16 protein-coding genes are annotated in these 20,957 nt (G+C 71.6%); 11 read left to right on the top strand and 5 right to left on the bottom strand.

Annotation, left to right across the window (positions count from 1 at the left end; translation table 11 throughout):
- Positions 1-136: 136 nt before the first annotated feature.
- The 7 genes from B9S64_RS10550 (at position 137) to B9S64_RS10520 (ending at position 8,279) form a co-directional block, all read left to right on the top strand.
- Entirely contained in the window at positions 137-1,045 is a 909-nt protein-coding gene (locus B9S64_RS10550; protein WP_103491594.1) for a hypothetical protein, read from the top strand.
- Entirely contained in the window at positions 1,042-1,836 is a 795-nt protein-coding gene (locus tag B9S64_RS10545) for an HpcH/HpaI aldolase/citrate lyase family protein (protein ID WP_103491595.1), read from the top strand. Before B9S64_RS10550 ends, B9S64_RS10545 begins: the two co-directional genes overlap by 4 nt.
- Positions 1,837-1,912: 76 nt before the next feature.
- Complete coding sequence (locus B9S64_RS10540; RefSeq protein ID WP_103491596.1) at positions 1,913-2,668, top strand: CoA transferase subunit A; 756 nt, start codon at positions 1,913-1,915, stop codon at positions 2,666-2,668.
- Positions 2,668-3,384 carry a 3-oxoacid CoA-transferase subunit B gene (locus B9S64_RS10535; protein WP_103491597.1) on the top strand — a complete coding sequence of 239 codons (717 nt, stop codon included), beginning with the start codon at positions 2,668-2,670 and terminating at the stop codon, positions 3,382-3,384. The genes B9S64_RS10540 and B9S64_RS10535 overlap by 1 nt, the downstream gene beginning before the upstream one ends.
- A gap of 116 nt (positions 3,385-3,500) precedes the next feature.
- On the top strand, positions 3,501-4,328 hold the full coding sequence (locus B9S64_RS10530) for an IclR family transcriptional regulator (RefSeq protein ID WP_203631799.1): 828 nt from the start codon (positions 3,501-3,503) through the stop codon (positions 4,326-4,328).
- A 223-nt stretch (positions 4,329-4,551) separates the two neighbouring features.
- Positions 4,552-6,783 carry an ATP-dependent RecD-like DNA helicase gene (locus B9S64_RS10525; RefSeq protein WP_103491598.1) on the top strand — a complete coding sequence of 744 codons (2,232 nt, stop codon included), beginning with the start codon at positions 4,552-4,554 and terminating at the stop codon, positions 6,781-6,783.
- Between the two features lie 197 nt (positions 6,784-6,980).
- Positions 6,981-8,279 carry a citrate synthase gene (locus tag B9S64_RS10520; protein WP_103491599.1) on the top strand — a complete coding sequence of 433 codons (1,299 nt, stop codon included), beginning with the start codon at positions 6,981-6,983 and terminating at the stop codon, positions 8,277-8,279.
- Between the two features lie 165 nt (positions 8,280-8,444).
- Here the strand turns inward: B9S64_RS10520 and B9S64_RS10515 are convergent, their stop codons facing one another.
- The 4 genes from B9S64_RS10515 to B9S64_RS10500 form a co-directional block, all read right to left on the bottom strand.
- Entirely contained in the window at positions 8,445-9,350 is a 906-nt protein-coding gene (locus B9S64_RS10515; protein WP_103491600.1) for an alpha/beta fold hydrolase, read from the bottom strand.
- A gap of 698 nt (positions 9,351-10,048) precedes the next feature.
- The gene (locus B9S64_RS10510) at positions 10,049-12,403 is read right to left on the bottom strand and encodes a cation-translocating P-type ATPase (protein WP_103491601.1); all 2,355 of its coding nucleotides are present in this window, start codon (positions 12,401-12,403) and stop codon (positions 10,049-10,051) included.
- Positions 12,404-12,602: 199 nt separating this feature from the next.
- Complete coding sequence (locus tag B9S64_RS10505; RefSeq protein ID WP_103491602.1) at positions 12,603-12,908, bottom strand: heavy-metal-associated domain-containing protein; 306 nt, start codon at positions 12,906-12,908, stop codon at positions 12,603-12,605.
- Between the two features lie 87 nt (positions 12,909-12,995).
- The gene (locus B9S64_RS10500) at positions 12,996-13,886 is read right to left on the bottom strand and encodes a TetR/AcrR family transcriptional regulator (RefSeq protein WP_258037885.1); all 891 of its coding nucleotides are present in this window, start codon (positions 13,884-13,886) and stop codon (positions 12,996-12,998) included.
- A gap of 159 nt (positions 13,887-14,045) precedes the next feature.
- Here B9S64_RS10500 and B9S64_RS10495 point away from each other — a divergent pair, with 159 nt between their 5' ends.
- Both B9S64_RS10495 and B9S64_RS10490 read left to right on the top strand, forming a co-directional pair.
- Positions 14,046-16,454 (top strand): MMPL family transporter, encoded by a 2,409-nt coding sequence (locus B9S64_RS10495; protein WP_103491603.1) that lies wholly within the window; start codon positions 14,046-14,048, stop codon positions 16,452-16,454.
- A gap of 41 nt (positions 16,455-16,495) precedes the next feature.
- A complete protein-coding gene (locus B9S64_RS10490; protein ID WP_103491604.1) occupies positions 16,496-17,560 on the top strand; it encodes a zinc-dependent alcohol dehydrogenase family protein in 1,065 nt (354 codons plus the stop codon).
- Positions 17,561-17,734: 174 nt separating this feature from the next.
- On the opposite strand, the gene B9S64_RS10485 is transcribed toward B9S64_RS10490, so the two are convergent.
- On the bottom strand, positions 17,735-18,661 hold the full coding sequence (locus B9S64_RS10485; RefSeq protein WP_103491605.1) for a sugar phosphate isomerase/epimerase: 927 nt from the start codon (positions 18,659-18,661) through the stop codon (positions 17,735-17,737).
- Between the two features lie 128 nt (positions 18,662-18,789).
- On the opposite strand from B9S64_RS10485, the gene iolC reads away from it, so the two are divergent.
- Both iolC and B9S64_RS10475 read left to right on the top strand, forming a co-directional pair.
- Complete coding sequence (iolC, locus tag B9S64_RS10480; RefSeq protein WP_103491606.1) at positions 18,790-19,941, top strand: 5-dehydro-2-deoxygluconokinase; 1,152 nt, start codon at positions 18,790-18,792, stop codon at positions 19,939-19,941.
- The gene (locus B9S64_RS10475; RefSeq protein WP_103491607.1) at positions 19,938-20,828 is read left to right on the top strand and encodes a deoxyribose-phosphate aldolase; all 891 of its coding nucleotides are present in this window, start codon (positions 19,938-19,940) and stop codon (positions 20,826-20,828) included. The genes iolC and B9S64_RS10475 overlap by 4 nt, the downstream gene beginning before the upstream one ends.
- Positions 20,829-20,957 lie beyond the last annotated feature (129 nt).

Genomic DNA, 20,957 nt, shown 5'->3' with positions numbered 1-20,957 from the left:
CCGTGCACGCCCGCTCCGGGGCGCCGAAGCACCGTTCGGCCTCGACCTGACCGAAGGCGAGAAGGAGGACCCGCGCCGGACGACCTGAGATGCCCCGGCCTGCCCTGCTCGACCTCGAAAACCGAAAGGACCCCAGATGTACAACGACTCAGACCCGCGGGCGAGTCTCGCCGGGGCGGCGGACACGCGTGACTCCGGCGCACCGATCGCCCCGCCGGAGTTCTTCGACTTCCGCGCGTCCGCGCCCGAGACCGGCGGCACACCGGAAGAGCGCACCTTCGTGGTGCGTGGCCAGAACGTCGTGCTGGTCCACACCTTCGCCCGCGGAGGCGAGGAACTCGACAACGGCGCCCCCGGCGGCGAGGTCGCCGTGCTCACCACGGACGACGCCGCCTCCTACGAGGTCGTCAGGGCCGACGGCACGGCCACCACGGTGGACGCGCCCGGTCTCACCGTCGTCCCGCCCGGGGCTTCCCGCCTGCGCGTGCTCACGGACGGCCCCATCGTCCGCCTGTTCGAATCGGGCGAGGGCGAATGGGCGGAGCGCGCGGTCAACGCCGACTCCTACACCCGGCCGCACCCACGTGTCGCCGCGCTGACCCGCTGGCCCGAGCCCGCCGGGGAGGAACGTGTGAGGGTGTATCCCCTCTCGGCCGTCGCCGAGCAGCCCGGCCGCTTCGGCCGGATCTTCCGCACCCGCGCCTTCATGGTGAACTTCCTCCCGGCCCTCGACGGCCCGCGCGACCCACGGAAGCTCTCCCCGCACGACCACGCCGACTTCGAGCAGCTGTCGCTCGCGACGGAGGGCGAGTTCGTGCACCACATCCGCACCCCGTGGCTGCCGGACCGCACCACCTGGCGCGAGGACGACCACGTCCACCTCGGCAGCCCCTCCCTGGCGGTGATCCCCCCGCCGACCGTCCACACGTCCGAGGCCCACGCCGGCGGCCGTCATCTGCTCGTCGACATCTTCAGCCCCCCACGCACCGACTTCTCCCAGAAGTCCGGCTGGGTGCTGAACGCCGACGACTACCCGATGCCATGAGCGCGCCGCGACGTACCGGGGGCCTCTTCCACCCCGACCGGACCACCGTTCCACTGGGGACCTGGCTGAAGATGGGCGCCGCGGAACCCGTCGAGATCATGGCGTTCGCCGGCTACGACTTCGTGGTCGTCGACATGGAACACGCCCCGCTCGACCTCCAGAGCGCCTACCGGATCATCGGTTCCGCGACCGCGCTGGGCCTGGTGCCGATCGTCCGGGTCCCGGACAAGAACCCCTCGACCATCCAGAAGATCCTCGACGCCGGCGCCGAAGGCGTCCTGGTACCGCACGTGGACACCGTCGAGGAGGCCGAGGCCGTGGGCCGGGCCTGCCGCTTCCCCCCGCACGGCACGCGCGGGGCCGGCGGAACCAGCAAGGCCGGACTGTGGGGGCTGCGCCCCACGGAGGAGTACCTGGCCCAGGGCAACGACCGGGTGTTGTGCATCCCGCAACTGGAGAGCGTCCAGGCCGTCGGGGCGGCGCGGGACATCCTGTCGCTCGACGGCGTCGACGCCGTCCTCGTCGGCGCCGCCGACCTGTCCCTGTCCATGGGTGCCACTCCCACCTCCCCGGAGGTGCTCGAACTGGTCGGACGCGCGGTCTCGGCCGCCCACGCGGCGGGCAAGAAGTGCGGGCTGGCCTTCGGGGCCGCCCCCGACCGGGCCGTTCAGGCGGTGCGCGCCGGCTGCGACTTCGTCGTCCTCCACAACGACCTCTCGCTGCTCGCGGACGCGGCCTCCTCGCTCGTACGCGCCTTCCGCGCCACCGAGTCGGACCCCGCCCGCAACTGACCACCGCTCGGCCACCGTTGGGGCGGTGGTCCACCCGGGTGTGCCGACGGCTCCCCGGACCGACCGAAGGGCTCGTATGAACAAGACAGTGGCCTCGGCCCAGGAGGCGACGGCCGACATCGGCGACGGCGCGAGTGTCGCCGTCGGGGGCTTCGGGCTCAGCGGAGTACCCGAAACGCTGATCCGAGCCCTGGACCTGCGTGGCTCCTCCGGGCTGAGGATCGTGTCGAACAACTGCGGAGTCGACGGGCGCGGACTCGGCCTCCTGCTCGCCGGGCGCCGCGTCGCGCGGGTCACCGCCTCGTACGTGGGCGAGAACAAGGAGTTCGCACGGCAGTACCTGGACGGCGAGTTGGAGGTGGAGCTCACCCCTCAGGGCACCCTCGCAGAGCGGCTGCGGGCCGGCGGCACCGGCATCCCGGCGTTCTTCACCCCCGCCGGGGTCGGCACCCAGGTCGCCGAGGGCGGACTGCCCTGGCGCCACGCGGCGGACGGCACGGTCACCGTGGCCTCGCCCGCCAAGGAGGTGCGGGAGTTCGACGGGCGGCCCCATGTCCTGGAAAGCGGGATCACCACGGACTTCGCACTGGTGCGCGCGGCCCGTGGCGACCGGCACGGGAACCTCGTCTTCCGGCGGGCCGCGGGCAACTTCAACGCCCTGGCCGCCATGGCCGGCCGGATCACCGTCGCCGAGGTCGAAGAACTGGTCGAGCCAGGCCTGCTGCGGCCCGAGGACATCCACGTTCCCGGCGTCTTCGTGCAGCGGGTGGTCGCACTCACCACGGAGCAGGCGGCGGACAAACACATCGAGAGAAGGACGGTGCGGGGCTGATGGCCTGGACCCGGGAAGAGATGGCCGCGCGCGCGGCCGCGGAACTGCGCGACGGGGAGTACGTGAACCTCGGCATCGGCCTGCCCACCCTCATCCCCGACCACCTCCCACCCGGGGTGGAGGTGGTGCTCCAGTCGGAGAACGGCATCCTCGGCACCGGTCCCTACCCCGAAGAGCACGAGGTGGACGCGGACCTGATAAACGCCGGCAAGGAGACGGTGACGGTCCTGCCCGGTGCCTCCTTCTTCGACTCCGCGCTCTCCTTCGGCATGATCCGCGGCGGTCACATCGACACCGCGGTGCTCGGTGCCATGCAGGTCTCGGCGCGGGGCGACCTGGCGAACTGGATGATCCCCGGCAAGATGGTCAAGGGCATGGGAGGCGCGATGGACCTGGTCCACGGAGCCCGCCGCGTCATCGCGCTCACCGAACACACGGCCAAGGACGGCACCCCGAAGATCGTGGAAGCGTGCACCCTGCCACTGACCGGACGTACCTGTGTACAGCGGATCATCACCGATCTGGCCGTGCTCGACGTCACGGAGCGGGGGCTGATCCTGGTGGAGACCGCACCCGGAACCAGCGAGGAGCACGTGCGGGCGGCGACCGGTGCCCCGGTCCGTCGCGCCACGGATATGCTCGGGCCCCCACGGGCGGCCACCGTCGAGCGTGAGCGTCATCTGTCATCTGAGGAGAAGACGCGTTCCGCTATGTGAGCACAGCGCGCACTATGTGGTCTCTCGTTCTCCGGTCCGACGAAGAGCAGGCCTCGCGTACCGAGGATCACGGTTTGCCTATACTGTCGTCTGTTCACTTCGTGAACACATGACCGTTGATCGAACGAGAGGAGGCCTCCGTCGTGAAGCCGTCGCGCCCCTCCGAATCGCCGAAGGGCGACCAGGCCGACATCCAGGCGGTGAGCAGGGTCAGCCAGATCCTGGCGCTGTTCACCCCCGCCACCCCGGAACTCTCCGCGAGCGAGGTCGCGGACCGGCTCCAGCTCAACCGGACCACCGCCTACCGCTACTGCACCTCTCTCGCGGCGGCCGGCCTCCTCGAACGCGCGAAGGAACCCGGGCGCTTCATCCCCGGCGGACTCCTGTTGCAACTCGGCGCGTTCGCCGTGGGCCGTCGCCGGGTGGTCAACGTCGCGCCCCGCCATATGCAGGCACTGTCCCGGGCGACGCAGATGAGTGTGGTGCTCTGCCTGTGGGGCTTGACGGGGCCGGTCGTGTCCCGCGTCGAGGAGGACACGGCCACCGTCGTGGTCGTGTCCGTCCGGGTCGGCAGCCAGCTGTCCCTCGACGCCGCCCAGAGCATCCTCTTCCTCGCCTACCACAACGACCAGTTGTCCATGGAGCGACTGCTGGCCACACTTCCGCCGGAACGCCGCGAACAGCTACGCGGCCAAGTGGCGCACGTGCGCGACGTCGGACACTGCTCCCTCTCCAGCACGCCCGGCGTCGTGGCCGTCGCCGCACCCGTCTTCGACGAGTACGGCATCTGCGCCACCGTGGCGGTGATCGGCACCGACAACGCGCTCTCCATGGCCGACGACGCGCCGGAACTGCGTCAGGTCATGGAGACGACACGCCTCATCACCTCCGAGCTGGGTGGCACCTACCTGCCCGACCGGCCGAACCCCACCGCGACCCCTTAGCCCGAAGTCCGCCGGGTGCCAGGAAGGTTGGGCGCCACCCGGCGGCGTCGACGCGAGGCGGGCGGTCGTCGCCGGGCGGGCGCGGCGCGGATCCGGTCGCGGACTCGGGCCGCCACGCCGCCCGGAAGGCACCCGGCCGTCACGGCGCCACCGTGGTGCGGCGCGTCCCGCCCGCCCCGGGCCCGGCCGGGCACTGTCACCCCCGCCCGATACCGTCGGTCCCATGTCCAACACCGCCGTGCTCGAAGGCGTCCTGGAGCGGATCACCTACGCCAACGAGGAGAACGGATACACCGTCGCCCGCGTCGACACCGGCCGGGGCAGCGGGGACCTGCTCACCGTCGTCGGGTCGCTGCTGGGCGCGCAGCCCGGTGAGTCCCTGCGGATGGAGGGGCGTTGGGCCTCGCACCCGCAGTTCGGCAAACAGTTCCAGGTCGACAACTACACGACGATCCTCCCGGCCACGATCCAGGGCATCCGCCGCTACCTCGGCTCCGGCCTGATCAAGGGCATCGGCCCCGTCATGGCCGACCGCATCACCACCCACTTCGGCGTGGACACCCTGGACGTCATCGAGCGGCACCCCGAGCGGCTGGTGGAGGTGCCCAGGCTCGGGCCCAAGCGCACGAAGATGATCGCCGCGGCCTGGGAGGAGCAGAAGGCGATCAAGGAGGTCATGGTCTTCCTCCAGAGCGTCGGCGTCTCGACGTCCATCGCCGTCCGTATCTACAAGAAGTACGGGGACGCCTCGATCTCCGTCGTGAAGAACCAGCCCTACCGGCTGGCCGCCGACGTCTGGGGCATCGGCTTCCTCACCGCCGACCGCATCGCCCAGGCCGTCGGCATCCCGCACGACAGCCCGGAACGCGTCAAGGCGGGCCTCCAGTACGCGCTGTCGCAGTCCACCGACCAGGGCCACTGCTTCCTCCCCGAGGAGCGGCTGATCGCGGACGGGGTGAAGCTGCTCCAGGTGGACACGGGGCTCGTCATCGAGTGCCTGGCCGAGCTGGCCGAGGACCCGGAGGGCGTCGTACGGGAGAAGGTGCCGGGCCCGGAGGACGGCGCGCTCGTCACCGCCGTCTACCTGGTGCCCTTCCACCGCGCCGAGATCTCCCTCGCCGCCCAGGTGCGGCGCCTGCTGCACACGCCGGAGGACCGGATGCCGGCCTTCCAGGGCGTCGACTGGGACACGGCGCTGTCCTGGCTCGCACGGCGTACGGGGGCCACGCTGGCGCCCGAGCAGCAGGCCGCCGTACGGCTCGCGCTCAGCCGGAAGGTCGCCGTCCTCACCGGTGGTCCGGGGTGCGGCAAGTCGTTCACCGTACGGTCCGTGGTGGAGCTGGCCCGCGCCAAGAACGCCAAGGTGGTGCTGGCCGCTCCCACCGGCCGGGCGGCGAAGCGGCTCTCCGAGCTGACCGGTGCCGAGGCGTCCACCGTGCACCGGCTGCTGGAGCTGAAGCCGGGCGGGGACGCCGCGTACGACCGTGAACGGCCGCTGGACGCCGACCTGGTGGTCGTGGACGAGGCGTCGATGCTCGATCTGCTCCTCGCCAACAAACTCGTGAAGGCGGTGGCACCCGGTGCCCACCTCCTCCTGGTCGGGGACGTGGACCAGCTGCCCTCGGTCGGCGCGGGGGAGGTCCTGCGCGATCTGCTCGCGGAGGACGGGCCGGTGCCCTCGGTCCGGCTGACCACGATCTTCCGGCAGGCCCAGCAGTCCGGTGTGGTCACCAACGCCCACCGCATCAACGCCGGTCTCCCGCCGCACACCCAGGGGCTGAGCGACTTCTTCCTGTTCGTGGAGGACGAGACGGAGGACGCGGGGGTGCTCGCCGTGGACGTCGCGGCCCGCCGTATCCCCGCCAAGTTCGGGCTGAACCCCCGCCGTGACGTGCAGGTGCTCGCCCCGATGCACCGGGGTCCGGCCGGTGCGGGCCATCTGAACGGCCTCCTCCAGCAGGCCATCACCCCGGGCCGCCCCGACCTGCCGGAGAAGCGGTTCGGCGGCCGGGTCTTCCGGGTCGGTGACAAGGTCACCCAGATCCGGAACAACTACGAGAAGGGGGCGAACGGCGTCTTCAACGGCACGGTCGGCGTCGTCACCGCCCTGGACACGGACGAACAGACGCTCACCGTCCTCACCGACGAGGACGAGGAGATCGGGTACGACTTCGACGAGCTCGACGAGCTGTCCCACGCCTACGCCATGACGATCCATCGCTCCCAGGGCAGCGAGTACCCGGCGGTCGTCGTCCCCGTCACCACCAGCGCGTGGATGATGCTCCAGCGGAACCTGCTGTACACGGCCGTGACCAGGGCGAAGAAGCTCGTCGTCCTGGTCGGCTCGCGCAGGGCGATCGGCCAGGCGGTCCGCACGGTTTCCGCCGGCAGACGCTGTACGGGGCTGGCTTTCCGGCTGCGGGGAGGCGGCACAGGAGACTTCGCGGAAAAATGATCGATCAAAACGGTGGGAAACATCACTGAGCTCTTCCGGAACCGGAAGAGAGGGGGCAGGATGAGAAAGTTGGCGGCACTCAGTGCCGTCGGTAGGTCCAATGGACGACCCCGAGTGCACTCTCCTGAGCCAAATGGGGGAGGGTGGAGACAGTCAGGGCACCTCGAAGAAGAGGCACTACGTCGGTGAGGGATGACGTGAGCGAGCACACCAACAACGCTGTAGTACTGCGGTACGGCGATGACGAGTACACCTACCCGGTGATCGACAGCACCGTCGGCGACAAGGGCTTCGACATCGGGAAGCTCCGGGCCCATACCGGCCTGGTCACGCTGGACAGCGGATACGGCAACACCGCCGCCTATAAATCCGCCATCACCTACCTCGACGGCGAACAGGGCATCCTGCGCTACCGCGGTTACCCGATCGAGCAGCTCGCGGAGAGCTCGACCTTCCTTGAGGTCGCCTACACGCTGATCAACGGTGAGCTTCCCAAGGCCGACGAGCTGTCGGACTTCAAGAACGAGATCACCCAGCACACGCTGCTGCACGAGGACGTCAAGCGCTTCTTCGACGGCTTCCCGCGCGACGCCCACCCGATGGCGATGCTGTCCTCGGTCGTCAGCGCGCTGTCCACCTTCTACCAGGACAGCCACAACCCGTTCGACGAGACGCAGCGCCACCTCTCGACGATCCGGCTGCTGGCCAAGCTCCCGACGATCGCCGCGTACGCGTACAAGAAGTCGATCGGTCACCCGTTCGTCTACCCGCGCAACGACCTCGGCTACGTCGAGAACTTCCTGCGCATGACCTTCTCGGTGCCCGCCCAGGAGTACGTGCCGGACCCGGTCGTCGTCTCCGCGCTGGAGAAGCTGCTCATCCTGCACGCGGACCACGAGCAGAACTGTTCGACCTCCACCGTGCGCCTGGTCGGCTCCTCGCAGGCCAACATGTTCGCCTCCATCTCCGCCGGTATCTCCGCGCTGTGGGGCCCCCTGCACGGCGGCGCCAACCAGTCGGTGCTGGAGATGCTGGAAGGCATCCAGGCCAACGGCGGCGACGTCGACTCCTTCATCCAGAAGGTCAAGAACAAGGAGGACGGCGTCCGCCTGATGGGCTTCGGCCACCGGGTGTACAAGTCCTTCGACCCGCGCGCCAAGATCATCAAGGCGGCGGCGCACGACGTGCTGTCCTCGCTCGGCAAGTCCGACGAGCTGCTCGACATCGCGCTGAAGCTGGAGGAGCACGCGCTCTCCGACGACTACTTCGTCTCGCGCAACCTCTACCCCAACGTGGACTTCTACACGGGCCTGATCTACCGGGCCATGGGCTTCCCGAGCGAGATGTTCACCGTGCTCTTCGCGATCGGCCGCCTTCCCGGCTGGATCGCCCAGTGGCACGAGATGATCAAGGAGCCGGGATCCCGCATCGGCCGCCCGCGCCAGATCTACACCGGCGAGGTCCTGCGCGACTTCGTCCCGGTCGAGAGCCGCTGAGCCCCGGCCACCTCCCGGTTCCGTTTCCTGGAGCCACCGCCGTACCGGGTCCCCGTGGCCCATGCCTTCGCCCCGCCTGCCGCGCTCGCTCATCGAGCGCGGTGCCGGGGCGATTCGGCGTTCAGGGGGCGAGCGGTGGCCCGCCGGGCCTCGGGCGGGCCTGCCTCAGCCCGCGGCCTGGGTGGTGACGCGCTGGACGGCCTTGACCGCGAGGTCGGGCCGGTCGGCGTAGATGTAGTGGCCGCTCTTGGCCGCGGTGGTCAGGACGGCCCGCCCGGGGGAGACCGCGAGCCACTGCCGCTGGCCCTCGGACCACACCTCTTCCAGGCCGGACCCGTAGGTGGGGACCTCGGCGAGGTAGGGGGTGCCGTGCTGGATGACCTCCACCGGGATGTCCCCGGCGGAGCGGACCTTCCCGTCGGGGACGACCAGCATCTCCGGGTTCTCCCCCTCGTTCACCGCGCGGGTCTGCTCCCGCAGTTCGGCACCCGGGTCCTCGGCCGAGTCCGGGATCACCTTCGCGATGTCGGCGGTGGTGGTCGGTGACGTGGCGTCCATCAGGACGAGGCCCTTGACCCGGTCCTGGTGGTCGGGGGCGTACCGCGCGGCGAGCAGTCCGCCCAGCGAGTGGCCGGCCAGGACGACCGGTCCGTCGCCCGCGACCCGGTCGAGCACGGCGGTGAGGACCTTCCCGCTGTCGGCGACGGTCTGCGGACCGGCCGGCTTGTCGCTCGCCCCCTCGCCGAGACGGTCGAAGGAGCAGACCCGGTCCTTCTCGCTCAAGGACTTCTGGAGGGCCGCCATCTTGTCCAGTCCGTCACCCAGCCCGGCCATCAGGACGACGACCGGCCTGCCGTCCACCGCGTCGCCGGAGCAGGAGACGTTCACCGAGCGGCCCTTGACGTCGATCTTCTTCGTCCCGGAGAACAGGCCGGAACCGCTCGGCGACGCGCCGGCGGTGGACGCCGGACGCGGCTCCGTCTCGGTGATGTCCTCGCAGCCGACGAGCCCCGCGCCGACCGCCGCGCAGCACAGTGCGGTCATAACGGTGGTCCTGATCGTGCGCGCCATGATGTCCTCCGGGAAGGGGAAAAGTGGGTAACGGCCAAGCCGTGGGCGGTGGTTCGGGGGCTCTCGCCCCGTTCCGCCGTTGCCCTGAACGCTACGGATCCGGCGATCCGGGATCGTCACCTCACGGTGGACACCTGTGCGTCCCCCGCACGGGGGACACGGCCAGGGGCTGACGCGCCTCGCGGGCTGGCGGCGCCTCGCAGGCCGGTGGCGCCTCGCAGGCTGGTGGGCGTACGAGCTGGTGGGCCGCACAGGCTGATGGGTCGTACGGGTCGGCGCCTCGCGGGCCGACGGGCTTCGCCGGGCTGATGGGCCGGGCGGGCGGCCGGGAACGCGAGAAGCGCCCCGTCTGCCGATCCCCCCACGGGTCGACGGACGGGGCGCTTCCCATGTCCCGGTGCGGATTCCCCCCACGGGATCCGGCCGGGCGTCTGCGGGGAGCGCTCGGGCTCCCGCTGTTCCTTACGGTGGCGCGTATTCAGTTCGGTCCTGCTGGTGCGATCTGCCGGGGTACGTACGCACGGGAGGGCCGCTCAAAGCTCCCCGGTGCACGTGCCCCGGCCACGCTTGCCAGGAGCGTCCCCCAAGACACTCCAGTCGGACGTCCCCCAAGACATCCTTGGCATCGCACTCTTAGACTCACCAACCCATCAGATGGTTACCCTCGAATCGGTGTGATCTAAGTCTCTTTGTAGAAATTATGTGAAGGAGCGCAACCGCAGGCTGTTCGTCACGACGAAGACCGACGAAAACGCCATCGTCGCACCCGCGATCATGGGGCTGAGCAGCCCGAACGCAGCCAGAGGCAGTGCGGCCACGTTGTAGCCGAAGGCCCAGAACAGGTTGCTCCTGATGGTCGACAGCGTACGCCTTGACAGCCGGATGGCGTCAGCGGCCACCTTGAGATCTCCACGAACCAGCGTGAGGTCGCCCGCTTCGATCGCCGCGTCCGTGCCGGTTCCCATCGACAGGCCCAGGTCGGCCACGGCGAGCGCCGCCGCGTCGTTGACCCCGTCACCGACCATCGCCACGGACCGGCCCTCGGCCTGGAGACGCCGGACGACGTCCACCTTGTCCTCGGGCATGACCTCCGCGTAGACCTCGTCGATCCCCACGGTACGGGCCACGGCGTCCGCCACGGCCTGGTTGTCGCCGGTGAGCAGGATCGGCCGCAGACCCAGGGCGCGCAGCTCCGCGACGGCCTCCGCGCTGCTCTCCTTCACCGCGTCGGCGACCTCCAGCACTCCGCGGGCCTCGCCGTCCCAGGCGACCGCGATCGCGGTGCGTCCCTGCCCCGCCGCGTCCGTCAGCGCGCCGGACAGGGCGGCCGGCAGGGCGATGCCGGCGTCGGCGAGCAGCCTGGGGCGGCCCGCCAGCACCTCGTGGCCCTCGACCGTGCCGCGGACACCGAGCCCGGGGACGTTGGTGAACGACTCGGTCGCGGGCAGCGGTCCGGCGACACGGTCGGCGGCCCCGGCGGCGACCGCCTGGGCGATCGGGTGCTCGGAGGCGTACTCCAGGGCGCCCGCGAGCCGCAGCACCTCGGCCTCGTCCGCGCCGGGCGCGGTGTGGACGGCGCCGAGGGTCATCCGGCCGGTGGTGACCGTACCCGTCTTGTCCAGCACGATCGTGTCCGCGCGGCGGGTGGTCTCCAGGACCTCGGGGCCCTTGATGAGGATGCCGAGCTGGGCGCCGCGCCCGGTGCCGACCATGAGGGCGGTGGGCGTGGCGAGGCCGAGGGCGCACGGGCAGGCGATGATCAGTACGGCCACGGCCGCGGTGAACGACGCGGTGACGTCGCCGGTGACGAGCAGCCAGGTGACCAGGGTGGCCAGGGCGATCAGCAGCACCACGGGCACGAAGACCGCGGAGATGCGGTCCGCGAGGCGCTGGGCGGAGGCCTTGCCGTTCTGCGCGTCCTCGACCAGCTTCGCCATCCGCGCCAGCTGGGTGTCCCCGCCGACCCGGGTGGCCTCGACCACCAGCCGGCCCGACATGTTGAGCGTGGCACCGGCGACGAAGTCGCCCGGGGCGGTGTCCACCGGCACGGACTCGCCGGTGAGCATCGAGGCGTCCACGGCCGAGGACCCCTCGGTGACGGTGCCGTCCGTGGCGATCTTCTCGCCGGGCCGCACGACGAAGTGGTCACCGACGACGAGCCGGCCCACCGGGACGCGTACCTCCCGGCCGTCGCGCAGGACCGTCACGTCCTTCGCGCCGAGGTGCATCAGCGCGCGCAGCGCGGAGCCCGCCTGGCGCTTGGACCGGGCCTCCAGGTACCGGCCCAGCAGGATGAAGGCGATGACCCCGGCCGCGACCTCCAGGTAGATGGTGGAGGACGGGTCCGAGCGGGAGACGGTGAACTCGAACCCGTGCCGCATCCCGGCCATGCCCGCGTTGCCGAGGAAGAGCGCCCACACCGACCAGCCGAACGCGGCGAGGGTCCCGACCGACACCAGGGTGTCCATCGTCGCCGCGCCGTGCTTGAGGTTCGTCCAGGTGGCGCGGTGGAAGGGCAGTCCGCCCCAGACGACCACGGGGGCGGCGAGCGTGAGGGAGAGCCACTGCCAGTTGTCGAACTGGAGGGCGGGGACCATCGCCATCAGGACCACCGGTACGGCGAGCGTGACGGTGACCAGCAGGCGCTGCCGCAGCGAGGCGAGGGCGTCGGCGGCGCCGCGGTCGGCGGCGTCCTGGACGTCGGCGCGCTCGTCCTCGTCGTCGGGGGCGGGCCCGTCGCCGGATCCGCCGTGTCCCTGGGGGGCGGCGGCCGGGGTCTGGGGAGACGGCGCGGGGGCCGCCTTGGGCACGGGCCGCGCGCTGTACCCGGTCCTCTCGACGGTGGCGACGAGATCGTCGAGCGTGGTTCCGGCGGCGAACCGGACGCGGGCCTTCTCGGTCGCGTAGTTGACGGTGGCGGCGGTGACGCCGTCCATCCGGTTGAGCTTCTTCTCGACGCGGGCCGCGCACGAGGCGCAGGTCATTCCGCCGATCGTCAGCTCGGCCTCGGACGCTTCCGCTGCCGGGGCATCGGCTGTTGTGGTACTGGCCATGGCCGGACTCCTGGGTGACGCATGCCGGGCCGTTCCCTCACCGGTGTCCGCTCGCGCGGACCTCCTGATGACGGCCGTCCCGACGGGGAAGGGGTGGGGCGCGGATCCCGGGTCACGGGACGCGCCACCGGGGGCCGGGCGGGGTGCGGGTCCGGTGTCACGGACCCGCACCACCCGGCGTCGGGCGGGTGTCCGGCTCTCAGGCCTGACCCACGAGCTCGTAACCCGCCTCGTCGACGGCCGCGCGTACGGCGTCCTCGGACAGCGGGCCCGCGGAGATGACGGTCACCCGGCCGCTCGACGCCTCGGCCTGGACGGAGGTGACGCCCTCCAGCCCGGAGATCTCCTCGGAGACGGCGCCTTCGCAGTGGCCGCAGGTCATGCCCGTCACCGTGTAGACGGTGGTGACGCCGCCCGCCTGGGCGTCCGCCGCCCCGTCCTGGCAGGAACCGGTGGACGAGCAGCAGGAGCCGGTGGTCCGGGGGGTCTCGGTCTCGGTGGTCATGACGTTCTCCTCTTCACGGGCACATGGGGGCATGGAGCGAGGGGCACCGGGAAGGCCGGTGCGCCCCACTTCTTCGATACTATACCCCTAGGGGGTATCAGTGTCGTGTGCCGTGGCCCCGGCCGGCCGGGTGCGGGCCAGGGGGTGCAGATAGCCGTACATCACCGCCTTCAACTCGGCGATGTACGCCTGCCGTTCGGGCCCGTCGTGGGCCATGACCAGGTCGAGGCCCGACTTGAAGACGACGAAGGCGGTGTCCGCGATGCGGGTCACCCGGTCGGCGGGGAGATCGGGGAGGTACCCGCTGATCAGCTCCTCGGTGCGGGTGAGCATCGTCTCGTGGAGGGCGTCGTGCTCCTGGCTGATCACGCCCGGGATCTCCGAGCCGTGGGTCAGGACGGCGAAGGCCGGGTTCTCGCAGTTGAAGGCGATCAGCGGGTCGAGGATCGCGTCCAGCATCCGGTCGAGCGGCAGCTCCAGGTGGCTGTGGACGAACGCGGCGCCGTACGTCTCCCGCCAGCGGTGCGTGAGCCGATTGCCGAGCTCGACCGCGATGGCCTCCTTGTTCGGGAAGAACTGGTAGAGGGTGCCGGGGGACACGCCCGCCTCGCGGGCGATGGCGTTGGTGCTGGCCCCGTTGTAACCGCTGGTGGTGAAGACCGTGGCGGCGGCCTCCAGCAGCTGGGCGATACGGGCCTCGCCGCGCGCCTGCCGGCGGCGGGGGCGGGCGGGGGCGGCCTCCGGATCGGTTACGGCTTCCGGATCGGTTGCGGCGTCCGGTCTCGTTCCGGTTTCGGGGCCGGGTCGGGTTCCGGGTCCTTGTGTGGCTCTTCCCGGCCCGGTTCCGGCTTCTGCCTCTGGCGTGGTTCCGGGCCCGGGCCCGGTTCCGCTCCTGGCTTCGGCTTCCGGTGTGGTTCCGGTTTCGGCCTCGGTGTGCTGTGCGGGCTCGGCGGCTTTGTTGGCCCTGGCCTCCGACACGGTCAATCCCCAGCTTTCAGGACGCGGTTGACAAACGCGAGTAGCCGCTCGCATTCTTGAGAAACGCGAGCGCCGACTCGTGTTTGCCAGTCTAATTGGCAATGACCGACCCATGCTGCCCTGCGCTGCCCGGGTCTGGGGTGAAGGGGACACCGCACCATGTCCGAAGTCAACAGCGGCGAGCGCGTCGGGGGCTGGACCCGCTTCGTCACCGCGCGACCACGGCTCGCACTGCTGGCCGCCCTGGTCATCACGGCGCTCGCCGTGTTCGCGGGAAGCGGCGTGGCCGACCGGATGGGCAGCGGGGGCTGGACGGCCCCCGACGCCGAGTCGACCTACGCGACCAAGGCGCTGGAGCGTGAGTTCCCCGCCTCGCAGCCCAACCTCCTGCTCCTCGTCCACAGCGGCGGCGCCTCCGTCGACGACCCCGCGGTGGCCGCCGAAGCCGCCCGGCTCACCGAGCGCCTGGCCGCCGAAGAGGGGGTCACGGGCGTCGGTTCCTACTGGCAGGGCAAGTCCCCCGCCCTCCGCTCCGAGGACGGACACGAAGCGCTCGTCGCCGCCCGGATCGAGGGCGAGGAGAAGGCCGCGGGCGAGATCCTCGACCGGATAGCCCCCGCCTACCGCGGCGAGCACGGTCCGGTGGTGGTCTCGGTCGGCGGGCCCGTCGCGGTACAGCACGACATGCAGACCATCATCGAGGAGGACCTGTTCCGCGCGGAGCTCATCGCCCTGCCCGTGACGCTGGTGCTGCTGGTCATGGTCTTCGGCAGCGCCGTCGCGGCACTCCTCCCGCTCGGCGTCGGGATCGTCGCGATCCTCGGGACCAACGCGGTGCTGCGGGGTATCACCGAGTTCACCGACGTCTCCGTCTTCGCCCAGAACCTCACCACGGCACTGGGCCTCGGACTGGCCATCGACTACGCCCTGTTCATCGTGCGCCGGTTCCGTGAGGAGCTGAACGCGGGGGCGGACACCCGGGCGGCGATCGGCACCACGCTGCGCACAGCGGGGCGCACGGTGCTCTTCTCCGCGCTCACGGTGGCGGTGTCGCTGGCGGCGATGCTGGTCTTCCCGCAGTACTTCCTGCGCTCCTTCGCCTACGCCGGGATCGCCGTGGTGCTCCTGGCCGCCGCCGCGGCCCTCATCCTGCTCCCGGCAGCCCTGATGCTGCTCGGCCCGCGCGTCAACTCCCTGGACCTGCGCCGTCTGCTGCGCCGGCGGAGGCGGGCCACGGCGGCGGTGGACGCGTCCACTGCTCCGGGTACCGCCTCGGGCGAGGACACCGGGCCGGGCACCGCCTCGGGCAAAGACACCGCTCCGGGCAGGGACACCGGGCCGGGCGCGCGGTGGGGCCGTTTCGCGGAACTCGTGATGCGCAGGGCGCCGGTCTTCGCCGTGCTCACCACGGTGGGGCTCGTGCTGCTGGGGCTGCCCTTCCTCGGGGTGAAGTTCGGCACGGCGGACCATCGCCAACTGCCCGCGACGGCGGAATCCCGTGTCGTCCAGGAGCACATCCAGCACGGATTCCCCGGAAACCCGGGCGGTGGCCTCGAAGTGCTCGCCGAAGGGCCGGCGACCCCCGCGCAGTACGAGGACTTCCGCACCCGGGTGGCCGACCTCGACGGGGTGCGACGGGTCGACGGCCCGCTCACCGCGGAGAACACCGCCTACTTCGAGGTGCTGCCCGACGGGGAGTCCGTCGGACAGGACGCCCAGCACCTGGTGAGGGACCTGCGGGCCGTTCCCGCCCCCTTCGACACCTCGGTGACCGGCACCGCCGCCGCGCTGGTCGACTCCCAGGACGCCATCGCGGACCGGCTCCCCTGGGCGGTGGGCATCATCGCCGTCGTGACGCTGCTGCTGGTCTTCCTGCTGACCGGCAGTGTGCTGATCCCCCTCCAGGCGGTCGTGCTCAACGCCCTCAGCCTGACCGCGATGTTCGGCGCGGTGGTCTGGGTGTTCCAGGACGGCCACCTCTCCGGCCTGCTCGCGTTCACCAGCACCGGCGACATAGAGACCACCCTGCCCGTGCTGATGTTCTGCGTGGCGTTCGGGCTCTCCATGGACTACGGGGTGTTCCTGCTCTCCCGTATCAAGGAGGAGTACGACCGCACCGGCGAGCACGAACACGCGGTGACCTTCGGACTGCGGCACACCGGCGGACTGATCACCGCGGCCGCCGTGATCCTCGCCGTGGTGATGGTCGCCATCGGCACCTCGCGGGTGACTAACACGAAGATGCTGGGACTCGGCATCGCCCTGGCCGTCCTGATGGACGCCATGGTGGTGCGGAGCCTGCTGGTTCCCGCGGTGATGAAGGTGATGGGCCGGGCCACCTGGTGGGCGCCCGCACCCCTGCGCGCGTTCCACCGGCGGTTCGGACTGAGCGAGGGGGAGCCGGCACCGGCCGTCTCCCCGCAGTCCCGGCCCGCCGAGGAGATACCCGGCGGCGCACCCGGAGACATGTCCGGCGGTGCACCCGGAGACGTACCCGGCGGCGCGTCCGAGGAGATACCGGAGGAGGGCGGCGGCCACGGCCGGGACAAGATCGCGGCGGGCGCGTAGATTCACCGGATCCGAGAGCCGATCCAGGGGAGGCGGAGTCGATGCGGGCCGTGGTGTTCGAGGAGTTCGGCCGGGAGGCCCGCGTCCGGGAGGTTCCGGACCCCACCCCGTCCACGGCGGGAGCGGTGATCCGGGTCGGGGCGACCGGGCTGTGCCGGAGCGACTGGCACGGCTGGAAGGGGCACGACCCGGACATCGTCCTCCCGCACGTGCCCGGCCATGAACTGGCCGGCGTGGTCGAGGCGGTCGGCCCGGACGTCCGCAACTGGCGGCCGGGCGACCGGGTCACCGTTCCCTTCGTCTGCGCCTGCGGCCGGTGCGCCGCCTGCGCCGAGGGAGCACATCAGGTGTGCGAGCGGCAGACCCAGCCCGGCTTCACCCACTGGGGCTCCTTCGCCGAGTTCGTGGCGATCGAGCAGGCCGACGTCAACCTGGTCGCTGTGCCGGAGGAGCTGTCGTTCGCCACCGCCGCGGGGCTCGGCTGCCGCTTCGCCACGGCCTTCCGGGCTGTGGTGGGCCAGGGCAGGGTCGCGCCGGGTGAATGGGTGGCCGTGCACGGCTGCGGAGGGGTCGGGCTCTCCGCCGTGATGATCGCGGCCGCCGCCGGGGCGCGGGTGGTGGCGGTGGACGTCTCGCCGGGCGCCCTGGAGCTGGCGAAGGCGTTCGGCGCCGCGGAGTGCGTGGACGCCTCGGCCCACCCCTCCGGACCGGTCACGGCGATACGCGACCTGACCGGCGGCGGTGCCCATCTGTCGCTCGACGCGCTGGGTTCCCCGGCGACCTGCGCGGCCTCGGTGGACGGCTTGCGGCGCCGGGGTCGCCACGTCCAGGTCGGCCTGCTGCCGGCGGCGGCGGGCGAGACGGTCGTGCCGATGGCCCGGGTGATCGGCCTGGAGCTGGAGATCCTCGGCAGCCACGGCATGGCCGCCCACGACTATCCGCCGATGATGGACATGGTCCGGGCCGGGACCCTGCGGCCCGATCTGCTGGTGACCTCCACCATCACCCTCGACGCCGCCCCGGCGGCACTGGCGGCCATGGGCACGGCGCCCGGCGCGGGCGTCACGGTCATCGACCCGGCACAACGGCTCGCGGAGGAGGACTGACCGGCTCGCACGGCCCCAGGGCCCCACGGGCCCACGGGCCCGGCTCACGGAGGGGGCTGACCGGCTCGCACGGCCCCGGGGCCCCGCCCCCGGCTCCGGTGGACCGGGTGATGCGCTGATGCGGTGATCCGGCGGTCCGGTGATCCGGTGGTCCGTGATCGCCGGATCACCGGATCAGGCGGTGGGGCGGGCGGGGCCGCAGGAGCGGAGGAACGCCCGGGTGCGTCGGGCGATGGGCAGCGGCTTGTCGGGCGGACAGGGGTACATGTCCTGCTCGACGACGGCGAACAGGTCCCGTCCCAGGGCACGCGCGGCGTCCAGGACCGGTTCCAGCGCGGGCACTCCGCCGGGAGGCTCGCACATCACCCCGCGCGCCACCGCCGGGCCGAACGGCACCCCGTTCGCCACGACATCGGCCAGGATCTCGGGATCGACCTGCTTGAGGTGCAGATAGCCGATGCGTTCGCCGTAGGTCTCGATGAGCTTCACGCTGTCCCCGCCGCAGTACGCGTAGTGGCCGGTGTCGAGGCAGAGCGAGACCAGATCCGGGTCGGTGGCGTCGAGGAACCGGTTGACGTCCTCCTCGTCGGCGATGTGCGTATCGGCGTGCGGGTGCACCACGACCCGCAGCCCGTAGCGCTCCCGCACCTCGTGGGCCAGCCGTTCCGTCTGGGTGGTGAGATCGTGCCACTGGGCGGCCGTGAGCGTACGGTCCTCCAGCACCTCACCCGTCTTGTCGTCCCGCCAGAAGGCCGGGATGACCACCAGGTGTTCGGCCCCCATGGCCTGGGTGAGTGCCGCGTTGTCGGCGACATGCGCCCAGGTCCGGTCCCAGACGGCGGGGCCGTGGTGCAGTCCCGTGAAAACGGTCCCCGCGGAGACGGAGAGGCCACGCCGGGCGGTCTCGTCCCGGAGCCGGGTGGGGTCGGTCGGCAGATAGCCGTACGGGCCGAGTTCGATCCACGCGTAACCCGCCTCGGAGACCTCGTCCAGGAAGCGTTCCCAGGGCACCTGCCGAGGGTCGTCGGGGAACCACACCCCCCACGAGTCGGGTGCCGAGCCGATACGGATGCCGGTCGGAGAGGGTGCGAAGGAGGTCATATCGCCCACCCTTCCGCCCCCTTGAGGGGGTGTCAAGGGCGTGTCAAGCGATCCTCCGAATGTCCGGACAAAGTGTTGACAGTCTTCCTGGGTAGGGCTAGACCTGGGGGCCGGTCGAAGGGATGGATATGCCTGAGCCGTACGACGTGATCACCATGGGCCGGATCGGGGTGGACATCTACCCCTTGCAGATCGGTGTGCCGCTGGCCCGCGTCGAGACCTTCGGGAAGTTCCTCGGCGGTTCGCCCTCCAACGTCGCCGTGGCCGCCGCGCGGCTGGGCCGCCGCGCGGCCGTGATCACCCGGACCGGCCGCGACCCCTTCGCCGACTACCTGCACAGCGCCCTGAAGGAGTTCGGGGTGGACGACCGCTGGGTGACGCCCGTCGCGGAGTACCCGACACCGGTCACCTTCTGCGAGATCTTCCCCCCGGACGACTTCCCCCTCTACTTCTACCGGCAGCCCACGGCACCCGACCTGGAGATCCACGGCCATGAACTCGACCTGGAAGCGGTCGGCGCGGCCCGGGTCTTCTGGATGACCGGCACCGGGCTGTGCGCGGAACCCAGCCGCACCGCGACCCTCACCGCCCTCCGCGCCCGCAGCGCGGCGGGCCCGGTGTCCGCAGGCCCGGAGTCCACGGAGGCGGTGTCCACGGAGGCGGCGTCCCCACGGGCCACCGTCTTCGACCTCGACTGGCGCCCGATGTTCTGGCCCGACGCGAGCCGGAGCGGCGCCACGGCGACCGCCTCCCCGGCCGCCGCCCACTACCGCGAGGCGCTCGCCCACGCCACGGTCGCGGTCGGCAACGTGGACGAGTGCGAGGTCGCCACCGGCGAACGCGAACCGTACGCAGCCGCCCGCGCCCTGCTGGCCGCCGGGGTGGAACTCGCCGTGGTCAAACGGGGCCCCGCCGGTGTCCTCGCCGTGCACCGGGACGGCACCACGGCCGAGATCCCGCCCCTGCCGGTGGATGTGGTCAACGGGCTGGGCGCGGGGGACGCGTTCGGCGGCGCCCTCTGCCACGGTCTGCTGGCCGGCTGGGAGACCGCGCGGATCATGCGCTACGCGAACGCCGCCGGCGCCATCGTCGCCTCCCGCCTCGCCTGTTCGTCGGCGATGCCCTTCCCCCACGAGGTCGAACAGGCCCTCACCGAAGGCACCGTCCCGGCGGAGCGGGCAGCGGCCCCGGCTTTCGGTTCGCCCGGAACGGCGGCTTCCGCTCCTGGTTCGCCGGGGACGGCTGCTCCCACCTCCGGTTCGTCGGAGGCCGTCGCGTGAGTGCCCCCGCCGCCGACACCCTCGCCGACCTGGTCCGCCTCCGCGCCCACCGCCCCGAGGCGGTCGCCGAGGCTGCCGACGCCCGCCGCCGACGCCCCCTGATCGGCCCCTCCGGACGGTTGATGATCATTGCCGCCGATCATCCGGCACGCGGCGCGCTCGCGGTCGGTGACGACGCGTACGCCATGGCCGACCGCTTCGACCTGCTGGGCCGTCTCCGGCTGGCCCTCTCCCGGCCGGGCGTCGACGGCGTGCTGGCCGGTGCCGACGTCCTGGAGGACCTGCTGCTGCTCGGCGCCCTGGAAGACAAGATCGTCATCGGTTCCATGAACCGGGGCGGCCTCGCCGGGGCCGCCTTCGAGATGGACGACCGCTTCACCGGCCACCGCCCCGCCGACCTCGCGCACCGGCACTTCGACGCGGGCAAGCTCCTGCTGCGGATCGACCGAGGCGACCCCGGCTCCCTGGAGACCCTGCACACCGCCGCCCGTACCGTGGACGAGATGGCGGCCCTCCGGCTGCCGGTGTTCGTCGAACCGTTCCTCTGCCACCGCACCGAGGGCAGGCTCCGCACCGATCTGACACCCGCCGCCGTCACCACCTCGATCGCCGTCGCCTCGGGCCTCGGCGGCACCTCCGCGTACACCTGGCTCAAGGTCCCCGTCACCGACGACCCCGACGACATGGCCCGGGTGATGCGGGCCTCGACCCTGCCCGCCGTCCTGCTGGGCGGCGAGGTGGGGGACGACCTGGACAGGGCGTACGAGAAGTGGCGTGCGGCCCTGCGCCTGCCGACCGTTCGCGGGCTGGTCGTCGGGCGTTCGCTGCTCTATCCGTCGGACGGGGACGTGGCCGGCGCGGTCGACACGGCGGTCGGGCTGCTGTGACGCGCCGGGCCGACGCACCGCAGGACCGCCGGGCGCACGGCCGCGAGCCGGAAGACGGAAGAACGGAGTCGGCGGAACGGGAGAACGGAAGAACGGGAGACGCGAGAAAGACGGGGGGACGGGGAACGG

It is taken from the genome of Streptomyces sp. SM18 (assembly GCF_002910775.2).
GTDB lineage: Bacteria > Actinomycetota > Actinomycetes > Streptomycetales > Streptomycetaceae > Streptomyces > Streptomyces halstedii.
Note: the sequence above shows the minus strand (reverse complement) of the source record. Positions and strands in the feature narration are given on the sequence as shown.